The sequence below is a fragment of the Chryseobacterium sp. CG10_8 genome, from assembly GCF_058117085.1.
The window spans coordinates 14,577-30,242 of sequence record NZ_JBYVEB010000032.1 but is presented as its reverse complement, the minus strand read 5'-3'; the positions used below and the strand labels follow the sequence as shown (position 1 = coordinate 30,242).

Annotated in this window: 13 protein-coding genes and 1 riboswitch; of the genes, 7 read left to right on the top strand and 6 right to left on the bottom strand. The window is 36.3% G+C overall.

Features of this window, described 5'->3' with window-relative positions; translation table 11 throughout:
• Positions 1-87 precede the first annotated feature (87 nt).
• Positions 88-510 carry an OsmC family protein gene (locus tag AC4AGG_RS07355; protein ID WP_489771346.1) on the top strand — a complete coding sequence of 141 codons (423 nt, stop codon included), beginning with the start codon at positions 88-90 and terminating at the stop codon, positions 508-510.
• 63 nt (positions 511-573) lie between these two features.
• Here the strand turns inward: AC4AGG_RS07355 and AC4AGG_RS07350 are convergent, their stop codons facing one another.
• The 6 genes from AC4AGG_RS07350 to AC4AGG_RS07325 form a co-directional block, all read right to left on the bottom strand.
• The gene (locus tag AC4AGG_RS07350) at positions 574-1,764 is read right to left on the bottom strand and encodes a DUF3570 domain-containing protein (protein WP_489771345.1); all 1,191 of its coding nucleotides are present in this window, start codon (positions 1,762-1,764) and stop codon (positions 574-576) included.
• 37 nt (positions 1,765-1,801) lie between these two features.
• Positions 1,802-2,032: a DUF4266 domain-containing protein gene (locus tag AC4AGG_RS07345; RefSeq protein ID WP_489771344.1), complete on the bottom strand. Its 231-nt coding sequence runs from the start codon at positions 2,030-2,032 to the stop codon at positions 1,802-1,804.
• Positions 2,029-2,955: an FAD:protein FMN transferase gene (locus AC4AGG_RS07340; RefSeq protein ID WP_489771343.1), complete on the bottom strand. Its 927-nt coding sequence runs from the start codon at positions 2,953-2,955 to the stop codon at positions 2,029-2,031. Before AC4AGG_RS07340 ends, AC4AGG_RS07345 begins: the two co-directional genes overlap by 4 nt.
• A gap of 3 nt (positions 2,956-2,958) precedes the next feature.
• The gene (locus tag AC4AGG_RS07335; RefSeq protein WP_489771342.1) at positions 2,959-3,405 is read right to left on the bottom strand and encodes a thioredoxin family protein; all 447 of its coding nucleotides are present in this window, start codon (positions 3,403-3,405) and stop codon (positions 2,959-2,961) included.
• Between the two features lie 116 nt (positions 3,406-3,521).
• Positions 3,522-3,911 (bottom strand): hypothetical protein, encoded by a 390-nt coding sequence (locus AC4AGG_RS07330; RefSeq protein ID WP_489771341.1) that lies wholly within the window; start codon positions 3,909-3,911, stop codon positions 3,522-3,524.
• Positions 3,912-4,044: 133 nt separating this feature from the next.
• Positions 4,045-6,639, bottom strand: coding sequence for an MGH1-like glycoside hydrolase domain-containing protein (locus tag AC4AGG_RS07325; protein WP_489771340.1), 2,595 nt, complete (start codon positions 6,637-6,639; stop codon positions 4,045-4,047).
• Between the two features lie 113 nt (positions 6,640-6,752).
• Positions 6,753-6,855, top strand: a riboswitch (SAM riboswitch).
• Between the two features lie 65 nt (positions 6,856-6,920).
• Here AC4AGG_RS07325 and AC4AGG_RS07320 point away from each other — a divergent pair.
• The 6 genes from AC4AGG_RS07320 to metH all read left to right on the top strand — a co-directional run bounded on the left by AC4AGG_RS07320 (position 6,921) and on the right by metH (position 15,650).
• Positions 6,921-7,922, top strand: a complete 1,002-nt coding sequence (locus AC4AGG_RS07320; protein ID WP_489771339.1) for an alpha/beta fold hydrolase — start codon at positions 6,921-6,923, stop codon at positions 7,920-7,922.
• Between the two features lie 6 nt (positions 7,923-7,928).
• Positions 7,929-9,467: an ACT domain-containing protein gene (locus AC4AGG_RS07315; RefSeq protein ID WP_489771338.1), complete on the top strand. Its 1,539-nt coding sequence runs from the start codon at positions 7,929-7,931 to the stop codon at positions 9,465-9,467.
• A gap of 85 nt (positions 9,468-9,552) precedes the next feature.
• A complete protein-coding gene (locus AC4AGG_RS07310) occupies positions 9,553-10,716 on the top strand; it encodes an O-succinylhomoserine sulfhydrylase (protein WP_489771337.1) in 1,164 nt (387 codons plus the stop codon).
• Positions 10,717-10,760: 44 nt separating this feature from the next.
• Positions 10,761-11,777, top strand: coding sequence for a homocysteine S-methyltransferase family protein (locus AC4AGG_RS07305; protein WP_489771336.1), 1,017 nt, complete (start codon positions 10,761-10,763; stop codon positions 11,775-11,777).
• 55 nt (positions 11,778-11,832) lie between these two features.
• Positions 11,833-12,930: a fatty acid desaturase family protein gene (locus tag AC4AGG_RS07300; RefSeq protein WP_489771335.1), complete on the top strand. Its 1,098-nt coding sequence runs from the start codon at positions 11,833-11,835 to the stop codon at positions 12,928-12,930.
• Positions 12,931-12,992: 62 nt separating this feature from the next.
• Positions 12,993-15,650, top strand: a complete 2,658-nt coding sequence (gene metH / locus AC4AGG_RS07295; RefSeq protein WP_489771334.1) for a methionine synthase — start codon at positions 12,993-12,995, stop codon at positions 15,648-15,650.
• The last annotated feature ends 16 nt before the right edge of the window (positions 15,651-15,666 follow it).

Below are 15,666 nucleotides of genomic sequence, written 5' to 3'. Positions count from 1 at the left end.
ATCATTGCTAACATTACAGGATTAGGCAAATAAACGGATATTCATCAAAACAAAAATAAAGTTAACAGGAAAAACACCCATATACATATGTTAGTAAAATTAAATAGAATCAACGACGATTTCCTTTTCGAATGTTCTAATTCAGCGGGAAACAAAATTCTTTTAGATAATACCTCTCAACCTGATGCGAAAGGTGTTTCGCCGATGGAAAGCGTTCTTATGGCGGTTGCTGGTTGTAGCGGAATTGATATCGTTTCGATTCTAAAAAAGCAGAGGCAGCATATTACTCATTTTTCAGCGGAAATAGAAGGAGAAAGAGTGCAAATCGAAGATGCTAAACCGTTTAAGAAAATCATTGTTAAATTTTTTATTGAAGGAGAAGTTGACCCAACAAAAGCACATAAAGCAGCTCAACTTTCTTTTGATAAATATTGTTCTGTTTCCAAAACATTAGAACCCAACGTCGAAGTTGAATATACAGTGACAGTTAATGGGGTACTTGTTAAGTAATAAATAAAAAAACTGCTTTACCAGATTTGGAAAGCAGTTTTTGTTTTTTTATATGGTCGACAATTATTTAAATCTCAAATTAAGCGAAATAATATCCGACTTCATACCAACTGATTTGGTGTAATGTCCGTATCTCACTTCTAACATACTCAATCTTCGGACTCCGAAAAGCCCATTTCGTGGATTAAATCTTATTCCAGCTCCGTAATAATGACTGTCGAATTTTGATAAATCATAATTGCTGGTGTAGAATTCCTGCGTTGCGGTGTGCTGTTGATAAGGCGCAAAATAATCGACTGCTGTTTGGGTGTAATATCTGTAGAATGGACTTACTGAAACAAAAGGCGAAAATTTAATTGGAGTCTCGATACTCACTGTGTTGGATTTTAGACCCCAATCATCCGTGTAGTAACGATAATATGCTCTAATAATGAACTTATCTCCAAGGAAATAATTTGCTCTAACCCCCAACGGAAGCTTGAATCTTTGGTCAGGCAATTTCTCCTGATGAACACTGCCATCTGTAAAGTACACTCGGTGAAACGGCAAACTCAAGTAACCATCTTGTTGTACGACATCTGCTAAAAATTCAACTTGAAAGTTTCTATTAATAATTTGTGAATATGCCAATGACGCTGCGTAAGTATTTCTACCTTCGGTACCTTGGCTACTGTGCTCTCCGTCTCCAGTGTTTCCTGTTCTGAGTTCTACAGGCGCAATAAGACTCACTTGGTCTATGAAAGCTTGAAATTTAGCAGTAAATTCTCCCATCTTGTTTCCAGTCTTTTTTGAAAATCCAATATTTGCTCCAAAAGACTGATAGTCAAATTCCGTTGATGCAGAAACGCCCGCCATAATGGTGCTTCCTTTTTCTTCATTTTCTCGTGACCAATTGAGCGCAGGATAAACCCTTGTGTCCCTTGATGACGCTGATGAGTTAGCTTTGAGGTCGATCATATCTGATGAAGCAGAAGTATAATGGTCAATTCCAACACTTAGATTGAAGGCATTTTTTCTTTGCTTTTTGTCATACTTAATCATCGTGACATCGATGGCGTTAGAAATGTCCGAAAGTTTTTCGGAACCAATTCCTCCTGTCACCGCAGAATTGTTACCATCTTGATGATAGTAGCTGGAAACCAAATTGGCTTCGTCGAGGGTTAGTTTTTTTGATTTTTCGGTATTGGTATTTTCTTGTGCTTTCCCATGGATAAAACCGAACAATGCGATGATGCTTATAATTACTTTTTTCATGTCAATTCAATTTTAAAAATTCAACAAAATAGAGGGGTTAATTGCATCCGCAACCACCACCAACTTTTCCGGCATTAGCGCCAGAGGAACCTTCTCGATAAGATTGGAAGTTGAGTTCTGTTTTTTCTATTGTTCGATTTCCTAAAACCATTTCGGCATCGTTCAGTTTGTTTTTGTCGTATTCTTTGACGACTGTGCAGGAAGTTAAGGTAGCAAATAGACCTAAGAAAAAGATTCCTACTATTATTTTTATTTGATTATTTTTCATTTGAAGTTGATGTTTTGAGATGAATAAATTTTATCCTGGTCATCAATGATAATACACTCCAATTGATGGATTTGATTCACCATGTTAAGTGCAGGTTGGATTCCCATAATACTAACCGGAGTTGCCATTGCGTCGGCAATTTCGGCGTTTGGACAAATTATCGTTACACTTTTTATTCCCGAGATTGGCATTCCTGTTTTTGGATTAATCGTATGCGAATATTTTTTACCATCAACGATGACAAATTTTTCATAGCTCCCAGAAGTAGCCACTGCCATATTGGTGATATTCATGTAAGAAAATGGTTGTTGGGCATTATCTGGGTCGGCAATTCCGATGGTCCAAGGACTTCCATTAGCTTGGTTTCCCCATGTTGTAAGGTCTCCTGAAGCATTCACGATTCCAGAAATTACTCCTTTCTTTTGAAGCAGTCTTTTGGCCATTTCTGCAGCGTAACCTTTCCCAATTCCCCCAAAACCAATTCGCATTCCCTTTTCTGATAGAAAAACACTAAGCTTTTGTCTATCCAGTTTGATGTTTTTATAATTTACCAATCTTAGGTGATGTTTTACGATTTCTGGGTCAGGAAGTTTCTGCATTTTTCGGTCAAAGTTCCAAAAGCTTTTGTCAATGCCTCCATAAGAAATGTCAAAGTACCCGTCTGTAATTTGGCTAATTCTCAGGCTTCTTTCAATAAGGTTGAAAACCTCCTCATCCACCTTCACGGAAGCAATTCCAGCATTATCATTGATTTGACAAGTTTGGCTTGTTTCATCGAAGGTTGTCAAAAGTTTTTCAATCCTTTGTATTTCCTCAATGGCGACGTCAATGTATTGCTGTGCAACGGCTTCATTGTCATTAACAACGGTAATTTCAAAAGCGTTTCCCATTAATATTTGGGCTCTTCTGAATTCTTTTAACATGTCTTATTTCTTTTGACTTTGTGAAATTTGTCTAATCTCGTCTGCGAAATCTGAAGCATTTCCAGAGAGAAGTCCCTCCCAGCTTTTAATCACTTTTCCATCAGGAGTGAGCAAAAGAGTATAAGGAAAACTCCCTTTAGAATTGTATAGATCGGCTAATGCAGCGTTTTCTTTTTTGATATTGGCAGCCAACTGATTTTTCTTATTTCTTGGAAAATCGGCATTAAGATAGACGATAACGTTATCGGATTCTAATTTTTTGAATTCAGGAGTATCAATGAAATTTTTGTGAAGTTTGATACATGGAATACACCAATCCGAACCCGAAAAATTGAGCAAAATAAGTTCGTTGTTTTCGGTTGCTTGTTTTTTGGCAAGGTCAAACCGGGTCTGTGCCGAAAAGTATGTTGAGAAAAACGCCAAGATGATGGCTGTAATTAAGTTTTTCATTTTGTTAAATATATAGTGATTGAATAAATATGAGCGAAAGTCCTTTGTTCCGAATGTTCAGAAAAAGGTCTTTAAGACTTCAATTACAATTTAGTAATAAAAAGAAAGTCAATAATTTAAGAGTTGAAAAATTTGGGAGGCTCCCATTCGGAAGTTAGATAACCTTGATAGCAAAGATTTTCATCATAGGACGGAATTGCTTTGTTGAACACACGATTAACACTTTCCTCTTTCAATTCGAAAACGAAAGGTTGATGAAGTGTAAAGACCAAAGATAGAGGTGTGATATGAGCAACAAAAGGCAATTTCTGGTCTTTTGCGTAATCGGCATCCTTTGTCGGGTGGTCATAATGGATCTTCAAAAATGCAAAAATGGACATATTAGGATTAAGAGCTTTGTGCTCTTCATAATGCTCTATCATACAAGGAATCTTCAAAAACTGATACAGCTCAGTTGTAGAAACCAAGTAGAAGGTCAATAATAATATGGGAATCCATTTTTTCACTTAAACAAAGTTATGTAATAATTATTTAACAATCATATTTTACAAATGTTAATAATTTTATAAATTATTTAGATTTTGTTTGATGTGTCTTGTTTTTTTATTTCCAAGTGGTTTCTTAATTCAATATTCAGAATCAGATTAATCTCGGTTGAATTAATTTAGCAACCGTTGCAGTCCATCCACATTGATGAGAAGCTCCAATTCCTCTTCCATTATCGCCATGAAAATACTCGTAGAATAATATGTAGTTTTTGAAATTTTCATCTTCGTTGAAAAGAGTTATATCACCATTGAACGGACGGTCACCATTTTTATTTTGCATAAATATCGATTTCAACCTATTGCTAAGTTCATTGGCAATAAAATTGAGATTCTTCATTTCTCCTGTTCCCTTTGGAAATTCAACCTTAAGGCTATCATCATAGTAATAATGGTGGCGTTGCAAACTTTCTACAATTAAGAAGTTGATAGGGAACCAAATAGGGCCTCGCCAATTGCTATTACCGCCAAACATCGAACTGTCGCTTTCCGCAGGCATATATTTAACGACAAATTTTTGATGGTCAATTTCGAACTCGAAAGGATGATTTTCGTAGACCTTTGACATACTTCGGATTCCGTAATCGGACAAAAATTCTTTTTCATCAAGCATTCGACTTAGTACACGAGAAAGTCTATTTTTCCGCAAAATACTCATCAAATGTTTTCTTCCCTTTCCTTCAACTTCCCAATGCGAAACGAGTTTGGCAAGTTCCGGTTTGTTTTTGAGTACCCAATCCATTCTACTTTTGAAGTTTGGAAGTTTTTCTAACATATCATGTTCAACAACTTCCACCGCAAACATCGGGATTAATCCAACGATACTTCTTAATTTAAGAGGAATCGAACTTCCATTATTGGATTGTAATACATCGTAGAAGAAGCCGTCTTCATCATCCCAAAGTCCACCTTTGTCCATCGCTTCCGCAATGTAAAGATAATGCTCGAAAAACTTAATGGCCATGTCTTCGTAGACTGCATTGTAGAGCGAAAGCTCCATCGCAATCCTCATCATATTGAGAGCAAACATTGCCATCCAACTTGTTCCGTCCGCTTGTTCAAGATGCGCTCCATTTTTGAATTGCATATTTCGGTCGAACGCACCAATATTATCAAGTCCAAGGAATCCACCGCCGAAAATATTATTTCCGTTCTTGTCTTTTCGGTTAATCCACCAAGTAAAATTCAATAATAATTTTTGGAAAACACTTTCTAAAAATACCAAATCGGGTTTTCCGTTCTGCTTTTCATCAATTTTAAATACTCTAAAAGTTGACCATGCATGCACGGGTGGATTAACATCACTGAAATCCCACTCATAGGCAGGAAGTTGTCCGTTAGGATGTATGTACCATTCTTTGGTCAATAACTTTAACTGATGTTTTGCAAACCCCGAATCCAAAATCGCAAAAGGAACACAATGGAAAGCTAAATCCCAAGTTGCAAACCAAGGATATTCCCATTTGTCTGGCATTGAGATGATATCTTTGTTTTGCATGTGGACCCATTCTTTGTTTCGAACAAATTGAGATAGGTCTCTTTCTATGTTCAGTTCGGGTTGTCCTTTTAACCATTTCGAAACATTGTAATGATAAAACTGTTTGTTCCACAGAAGTCCTGCGAAAGCTTGCCTCTGAATATTTCTTTCGTCTTTATCCGTGATTTCATGTTGCATCTCTTGGTAGAAAGACTCAGTTTCGCTTTTGCGCAATTCCATGATATAATCAAAATCAAAAAAAGCATCATCCATATCATGAGGACTTAATCTGAAATCGAAAGTTTTGGATTCTCCCGCCTCAATAACAGTATCGACAAGAAAAGCAGCTTTTGTTCCTACTTTTTGAGGATTGATTGTTTTCTTTCCAAGTACGAGATAATCATTGATTCCATCTTTGAAGTATTTTTTATCGGATTTGGTTCCAAAAATCTTCATTTTATTGGTCTCGTTATCACAGAAAATGGCTTCTGTATCATGGTTACGAGCGTATAGTTTTTTTAGAGCAATATTGTCATGGTTAATATCAATAAGTCCCTTTTGATGGGAGTTAAGTTCTGGTTTGTATTTTCCATAACCCCAACTCCAATTATTTCTGTACCATACCGTTGGCATAATCACCAATGGCGCAGTTTTATTACTTCTATTGACAGCGGTTACTCTAATCAGGAAATCATCATGATTAATTTTGGCGTATTCGATAAAAATGTCAAAATATTCGTTGTCTGCGAAAATTCCCGTGTCAATCAATTCATACTCTGGGTCGAGTTTTCCCCGGCGAGCACTTTCCTCAATCAAATCATCGTAAGGAAAAGCATTGATTGGATATTTATACAACATTTTCATGTAAGAATGCGTTGGCGAACTATCGAGATAGTAATAGATTTCCTTCAAGTCTTCACCATGGTTTCCTTGATGATTGCTAAGTCCAAAAAAACGCTCTTTTATGAATTTGTCTTTTTTGTTCCAGAAAGAAAATGCAAAACAGAATCTTTGCTTACTATCGCAGATTCCTGCAATTCCATCTTCGCTCCAACGATAAACTCTGCTTAAAGCTCCCTCGTAAGTGGTGTACCCCCATGCATTATTATTGGAGCTGTAATCTTCTCGCACTGTTCCCCACTGTCTGTTACTGACGTAAGGTCCCCAAGTTTTCCATTTGGAATCCAGTAATCTTTCCTTTTCTGCATTCATAGCGTTCTATTTTATTTGGCAAAATTATAAAAAATAAAAAGTGGTTAATGCATTTGCCTAATTTTAAAAAAACTCTATATTTGCACCAAGATTTGTTCTTTTACATATTGAAAATGTTATCAAGAAAGGTGGAGAGATTAGACTCTGTGAAGCCTTAGCAACCCTTACAATTCGGTAAGAAGGTGCTACATTCTACTCAAATAGAGAAGATAACTTTGGACTATTTTTTACTACTTTATTGGTAGCATTTTCAATTTTTGTTAAATATTTTTTTAGAAAAATTGGAAAGTACGCTACAACATATCAACATCAATCAATTTAAGACTACTGCAGGGAGGGTTTTTGACATTCCGCTGAGTTATCAGACTTTTGGAAAACCGCTTTTTTCGGCTCCGATAGTCATGGTTAATCATGCTTTGACAGGAAATTCTAATGTTTCCGGAGAAAAAGGATGGTGGAAAAATTTGATTGGAGAAGGTAAGGTTATTGATACTTCGAGTTATACCGTTCTTTGTTTTAATATTCCAGGAAATGGTTTTGATGATTTCTTTTTGGAGGATTATTCCCAATTTGCCACTAAGGATATCGCAAGGATTTTTCTTGAGGGACTAAAGGTTTTGAATATTACTAAACTCGAAATCCTTATTGGCGGTTCTGTCGGTGGCTCTATTGGTTGGGAAATGTTGGCTTTGCAACCTGATTTGGCTAAGAAATACGTTCCTATTGCTTCGGATTACAAAACGACCGATTGGTTGCATGCTCAATGTTTGGTTCAAGAATTTGTATTAAATTCTAACGAAAACCCTTTGGAGAAGGCGAGGATTCATGCGATGCTATGTTACCGAACGCCCGAATCAATTAATCAAAGATTTCAGAGAAAAGTGATTGCAGAAAAGCAAGTTTTAGAATCTCAAGATTGGCTTAATTATCATGGGAAATCTCTTAACGAAAGGTTTAGTATCAAAGCTTATCGACTGATGAATCACCTTTTGATGAACATCAATACTAATGAAAACGACCTTCTGGATATTCGAGCAGAAATTCATTTAGTAGCGGTCAATTCGGATTTGTTTTTTCCAGCATTTGAAATCAAAAATTGTTTTGAGATGCTTCGACAAGCTCAGCATGACAAAGAAAATGTTTTCTATCACGAGATAAAATCCATTCATGGACATGATGCTTTCTTAATGGAATATGAGCAGCTCGACCAAATAATTACCAAAATTATAGAACAAACCGAAGACTCAGTGAGAACAGACCTACACCAAAACAACTTAAAATAGAGCGAAATGAACGATAAGAATGCAGTAAAGATTTATAAAAACAAAGCCATCATCAAATTTGAAGGTAAGAATTTTCTTGGCGAAATTGGAGTGGATGGAAGAATTTTCAAAGCTCTGACCAATGCGAAGATTAGCGTTGGGGTAATTTCTCAGCAGGCGTTAGAGAATGGAGTTTCTGTTTTGGTCAATGAAGTAGACGCAGAAAATGCAGTTATTTGTCTTAATGACGAGTTCGCTTTGGAAAAACAGTCAGGAAAGGTTAATCAGATTTACAATATCAGCGGCGTTTCGGTGATTGGTTTTGAAAGTCACGATTATACCAAAATATCTTCAGAATTGGCTCGCAATAATATTTTTCCATTGATACTTAATCAGATAGCTTCCGAGAATAGAGCGAATATTGTGGTGACTTCTAATCAAGACGAAAAAGCGAAAAATATTATCGAAGCGGAGATTTTTGGGAAACCAAAAACGGTGCATTTGGCTTTGATAGGTCATGGGAATGTTGGTTCGACATTAATTTCGCAGGTTTTGGACCATGCGGAGGAAATTAAAAGAAGAAAAAAACTCGATTTGAAAATCATCGGTATCGCCAATTCAAAAAAATTAACGCTTAACAAAGAAGGATTTCAAGGCAATTGGAGAGATGAGGTCAGCAAAGCAGAACTTACATCCAACGTTCAAGAAATTATTAATTTTTCCAAAGAGCATCAGTTCGAAAACTTGATTGTGGTTGATAACACCGCCAGCAAAGATTTTGTGGCCAATTATCCTATTTTAGCAGAAAGTGGTTTCGATATTGTTTCTTCCAACAAGATATTTAATACGTTACCTATTTCGGAGTATCGAAATTTGAGACATATTTTAACGAAAAACAATAAGCGTTACCTATACGAAACCAATGTGGGAGCAGGATTGCCACTTATTGACACGATAAAACTTCTGCATCTTTCTGGTGAGAATATCACAAGGATTAAAGGCGTTTTTTCGGGTTCTTTAAGTTATATTTTTAATAATTTTTCAGTTCGAGACGAAGCTTTTTCAACGATTGTGAAGGAAGCAATGGAGAAAGGTTTTACAGAACCTGATCCAAGAGAAGACTTAAGTGGAAATGATGTTGCGAGAAAGCTTTTGATTCTTTCCAGAGAACTGGATTTGGTGAATGAATTTAGTGATATTAAAATTCAAAATTTAATTCAACCAAAGCTTCAGAAAATCGATAAAAATGAATTCATCTCTCGTCTGCAAGAGCTTGACGCAGAATATTTGGAATTGAAACAAAATCAGAAAGAAGGTCATGTCTTGAGATATGTAGGTGATTTACATGGAGATTTGCAAAAAGATAAAGGTGAATTAGAAGTAAAACTAATTTCTGTTCCAGCTAATTCGGCTTTAGGACAACTGAAAGGTTCGGATTCTATTTTTGAAATCTACACCGAAAGTTATGGAGAAAATCCAATTACGATAATGGGAGCAGGAGCAGGAGCTCAAGTTACCGCAAGAGGCGTTTTTGGAGATATCTTGAGATTAAGTGAAGCGAAATAAATTTTAATCTAACATTTTACCAATGTAAAGAATGTAACAATGACATTGGTAAATTGCTAAACTTTTACATTGTTACATTAAAATTATGGAGAATTTCGAAACTTTAGCTATCCGAACGCAGACTGAAAGATCGCAGTTTGATGAGCATTCGACGCCATTATATTTGACTTCAAGTTTTGTGTTTGAAGATGCAGAAGATATGCGAGCGAGCTTTGCGGAGGAGAAACCCAAAAATTTGTACAGCCGTTTTAGTAATCCCAATGTAACGGAGTTCACAGATAAAATGGCTAAAATGGAAGGAGCAGAAGCGGGCTATGCTTTTGCGACAGGGATGGCTGCTATTTTTTCAACGCTTGCAGCTTTGCTGAATTCTGGTGATCATATTGTGAGTTGTCAGTCGGTTTTCGGTTCGACGCATACTTTGTTCACAAAATATTTCCCAAAGTGGAATATTGAAACTTCCTACTTCAAGGCTGATGAAGCCAATAATGTAGAAAAATATATCAAACCCAATACTAAGATTCTTTACCTCGAGACACCGACCAATCCCGCTATTGAGATTTTGGATTTGGAGTTTTTTGGAGAGATTGCGAAAAAGCACAATCTGATTTTCATCGTTGATAATTGTTTTGCAACACCTTATTTACAGCAACCTATAAAATATGGAGCGGATTTGGTGGTGCATTCAGCAACCAAATTAATTGACGGACAAGGAAGAGTTTTGGGAGGAGTAGTGGTTGGAAAGGCGGATTTAATTCAAGAAATTTATCTTTTTTCTCGAAATACAGGACCTGCGATGTCGCCCTTTAATGCTTGGGTTTTGAGTAAAAGTTTGGAGACTTTAGCCATCAGAGTAGAAAAGCATTGTGAAAACGCATTGAAAGTCGCCGAATTCTTAGAAAATAATCCCAATGTTTCCTTGGTTAAATATCCTTTTTTGAAGTCTCATCCTAACTATGAGGTAGCCAAAAAGCAAATGAAATTAGGCGGAAATATCGTCGCTTTTGAAGTAAAAGGTGGAATTGATGGAGGCCGAAATTTTTTAAATAAGATTAAAATGTGCTCGCTGTCTGCAAATTTAGGAGATACAAGGACCATCGTGACACATCCAGCATCTACAACCCATTCTAAGCTTTCAGATGAAGAAAGAAACGAAGTCGGAATCACGGCTGGATTAGTACGATGTTCGGTTGGTTTGGAAAATGTTGAGGATATTATTGCGGATCTTAAACAAGCGTTAGATAATTAGTAATTTTGTAAACTAAAAAACAATAAGGTATAATCCTAAATAAAATGAAAAATAGCGAAAAACTTTATGATGCACTTCAGCAAAGAATTCTCGTTCTCGATGGAGCGATGGGTACGATGATTCAAAGGCATCAGTTGACTGAAGAAGATTATCGTGGAGAAAGATTCAAGGATTGGGAATCTCCTCTTAAAGGGAATAATGATTTGCTTTCCATCACACGACCAGATATTATTGAAGCGATTCACAAACAATATTTGGAAGCGGGAGCAGATATTATCGAAACCAATACCTTTTCTGGAACCACTATCGCAATGGCGGACTATCATATGGAAGGTTTGGTCTATGAACTGAATTATGAATCAGCAAAAATAGCAAGGAAAGTTTGCGACGAATTCACTACAGAAAATCCTCAAAAACCAAGGTTTGTTGCTGGTTCGATGGGGCCAACAAATAACACAGCTTCACTTTCTCCCGATGTTAATGACCCAGGTTATCGAGCCATTACGTTTGATGAACTTAGAATTGCTTACAAACAACAAGCGGAAGCATTGTTAGACGGGGGAAGCGATATTCTTTTGGTCGAAACGATTTTTGATACACTCAATGCAAAAGCAGCTTTGTTCGCGATTGATGAAATTCAGGAGGAAAGAAATGTAAAAATTCCGATTATGGTTTCTGGGACGATTACTGATGCTTCCGGAAGAACTTTGAGTGGTCAGACAGCGGAAGCATTTTTGATTTCGGTCTCTCACCTTAATTTATTGAGTGTTGGATTTAATTGTGCTTTGGGAGCAAAACAGTTGACTCCTTATTTAGAAAGTATTGCACAAGAATCAGATTTTTATATTTCTGCTTATCCTAACGCAGGTTTGCCTAATGCATTTGGACAATATGATGAGTCACCTGAGATGATGGCCGAGCAAATTAAAGAATATGCAGACAAAGGACTGATTAATATCATTGGAGGCTGTTGTGGTACGACACCACCCCATATAAAGGCGATTGCAGATTTAGTGAAAAATTATTCACCAAGAATCGTTAAGGAAAGAGCATTTTTTTAATCAATTTTTTTTCTTGAAGGAATTTTCGTTTGTAATTTTGCAAAAAACTTAACTAATGAAAAAACCATCTTACCTTAAAACTAAGGAGGAATCCCAGCTATTTAACGATTTGAGAAAAAGGGTCAACAATAGAGTTGAAGAGATTGAAGAAAATAGGGATATCTATATCCAGATTAAAGTAGTTATCCTACCGGTAGTCTATTTTGGATTGTACTTTCTGGCAATATTTAACTCCACTAATCACTGGATTTACCTTGTAAGCTATGCATGTATGGGAATCACTTTGGTATTAATATACCTTAATTTGATTCATGAAGCGGCACACAATAATATATTTAAAAGTAAAAATCTCAACAGTTTGGTATTACAGATTTTCGACTTTGTAGGAGCTAATTCCTATATCTGGAAAAAGAGACATATCGTAAGTCACCACGCCTATCCTAATGTGGATGGGTGGGATACCGATATTGAGCAAAGTGGAGTACTGAAAATCTATCCTCATATTCCAGCTCGAGGAATACAGAAAATCCAACATCGAATTTTCTTTTTAATTTATCCTTTGTACCTGTTCAATTGGATGTTTATTAGGGATTTTAGAGATTTTTTTGACAAAGACCGGGTGATTCAAAAGACACAAGGGAATATTCCAACCAGTGAAAAGATAAAAATGGTTCTTTATAAACTCTTTTATTTCTTTTATCAAATAGTAGTCCCTGTCGTTTTCTTCAGTGTCTCTTGGAAATTAGCATTTGGAGCTTGGTTTTTACAAGTAATTGTTGCAAGTGTTTTTGCACTATTCGTTTTGCTTCCGTTGCATCCACTTCCAGATAATGAGTTTCCAGTGCTGGATGAAAATGATGGACTTCCTTTCACTTGGATAAGACACCAATTTGAAGTAACCAATGATTTAACTAATAATAACTGGTTTATCAGACATATTTTGGGGAATTTTAATTTTCATGTTGCACATCATCTATTTCCAAGTTACAGTTATGTGTATTACAATGAGATAACCGATGAAATTAAAAATTTTGCCCAAGAACATCAATTTAATTATAAACAATTTCCATTAACCATGGCATTAGGGAAGCATTATGATTTATTAAAATCCAATGCGACTTCTATAGAAAAGGTGATGGAAGAAACAATGTAAAGCAAACTTTTTTTTGGTAGGTATCGTAATGAAACTACTGAAAGTGGTTTCACAATAAAATAATGAGTAAATATTTAAAAATTTCTGGTCTCGAACCACTCGTAGTAACCCCTGAATCCAATTTCATCAATGTTGGTGAGCGTGCCAATGTTGCAGGTTCCAAAAAATTTCTTCGATTAATTAAGGAAGAAAAATTTTCTGAAGCTTTAGACATTGCAAGACATCAAGTTGATGGTGGAGCTCAGATTTTGGATGTCAATTTTGATGACGGACTTCTTGATGGAAAATATTGCATGGTTAAATTCTTAAATTTAATCGCTTCAGAACCTGATATTGCAAGAATCCCAATTATGATTGACTCTTCAAAATGGGAGATTTTAGAAGCAGGTTTACAAGTGGTTCAAGGAAAAGCAGTGGTAAATTCCATCAGTTTGAAAGGTGGTGAAGAAGAATTTATTTCGCAAGCCAAAAAAATAAAAAGATACGGAGCGGCGGTAATTGTCATGGCTTTTGATGAAGTTGGACAAGCGGATAACTACGATAGGCGTATTGAAATTTGTCAACGCAGTTACGATATTTTGGTGAACCAAGTTGGCTTTCCTGCGGAAGATATTATTTTCGATTTAAATATTTTCCCCGTTGCAACGGGGATGGAAGAACATCGCAAAAATGCTTTAGATTTCATCAACGCAACAAAATGGGTGAGAGAAAATCTCCCTCATGTTTCAGTTTCGGGTGGAGTTTCTAATGTTTCGTTTTCGTTTCGTGGGAATGACTCGGTTCGTGAAGCGATGCATTCGGTTTTCCTATATCATGCCATTAAAAACGGGATGAATATGGGAATCGTTAATCCAACAATGCTCGAAGTTTACGACGAAATTCCAAAAGATTTGTTGGAGTTGGTGGAAGATGTGATGTTGGACAGAAGAGACGACGCAACCGAAAGATTACTCGATTACTCAGAAAAAAATAAATCAACAAAGAAAGAAATCGTTGAAGATTTAGAATGGAGAAAAAATCCTTTACAAGATAGAATTACACATGCTTTGGTGAAAGGAATCGACCGTTTTATCGAAGAAGATGTAGAGGAAGCAAGACATTTGACAAGCCGACCTTTAGATGTTATCGAAGGTAATTTGATGACGGGAATGGGCGTTGTTGGTGACCTTTTCGGAAGCGGAAAAATGTTTCTTCCACAGGTGGTGAAGTCTGCTCGTGTCATGAAAAAAGCGGTGGCTTATCTTCAACCTTTTATCGAAGCTCAAAAAGACCAAACTCAAAAAGCCAACGGGAAAGTTTTGATGGCAACTGTAAAAGGCGACGTTCACGATATTGGTAAAAATATTGTGAGTGTAGTTTTGGGTTGCAACAACTACGAGATTGTGGATTTGGGAGTGATGGTTCCTGCGGAAAAAATTATTCAGACTGCAATTGATGAAAACGTGGATGTGATTGGATTAAGTGGTTTGATTACGCCAAGTTTGGACGAAATGGTTCACATCGCCGATGAATTGGAAAGAAAGAATTTAAAATTTCCTTTATTAATCGGAGGTGCAACGACTTCAAAAGCACATACTGCAGTGAAGATTGCTCCAAAATATTCCAACACGGTTGTTCACGTCAATGATGCTTCGAGAGCAGTTGGTGTGGTTTCTCAGTTGTTGGATAGAAACTCCGAGAATTATCAAAAAGAATTAAAATTAGATTACGACGATTTCCGTGAAAAATTCTTGAATCGTCAAATCGAAAAAGAATATGTATCCATCGAAGAAGCCAGAAAACAAAACTTCAAAATCGATTGGAAAAACGAAGGAATTTCAAAACCTAAAAACTTAGGTGTAACCATTATCGAAAACCAAAACTTAGAAGAATTACTTCCTTTTGTAGATTGGACACCGTTTTTCAGAAGTTGGGACCTTTTCGGAAAGTATCCACAAATCCTTTCTGATGAAGTTGTGGGTGAACAAGCAACTGAACTTTTCAATGATGCACGAAAATTATTGAAAGTTATTTTAGATGAAAAATTGTTCACCGCGAAAGGTGTTTTCGGAATTTTCCCTGCAAATTCAACAGAAAATGATGATATTGAATTGAAGAACGGCGACGAAACTCATACGTTCAGAACACTTCGTCAACAATTGAAAAAATCGGAAGGAAAAGAATATTTAGCTTTAAGTGATTTCATCGCTCCAAAATCTACAGGAGTTGAGGATTATGTAGGATGTTTCGCAGTCACTACAGGTTTCGGAACGGAAGAATTAGCTGAAAAATATTACGATAAAGGCGATGATTATAATGCGATTATCGTAAAAGCTTTAGCAGACCGTTTAGCAGAAGCATTTGCAGAATATTTGCACCATAAAATCAGAACCGAAATTTGGGGTTATGCTTCTGATGAAAATTTGGAAAACGAAGATTTAATTGCTGAAAAATATTCAGGAATTCGTCCAGCTCCAGGCTATCCAGCTTGTCCAGACCATTTGGAAAAACTGACGATTTGGGAAATTTTAAAAGTGAAAGAAAACATTGGTTTAGAATTGACTGAAAGTTTGATGATGTTCCCAACTGCAGCTGTTTCAGGATATTATTTTGCCAATCCAAAAGCAAAATATTTTGGAGTAGGAAAAATCGCTGAAGACCAAGTACAAGATTTTGCTAAACGTAAAAATATTGAAGTAGATTTTGCTAAAAAATGGTTGGCTCCGAATTTAGCGAACTAAGTCATTGCGAGGAACG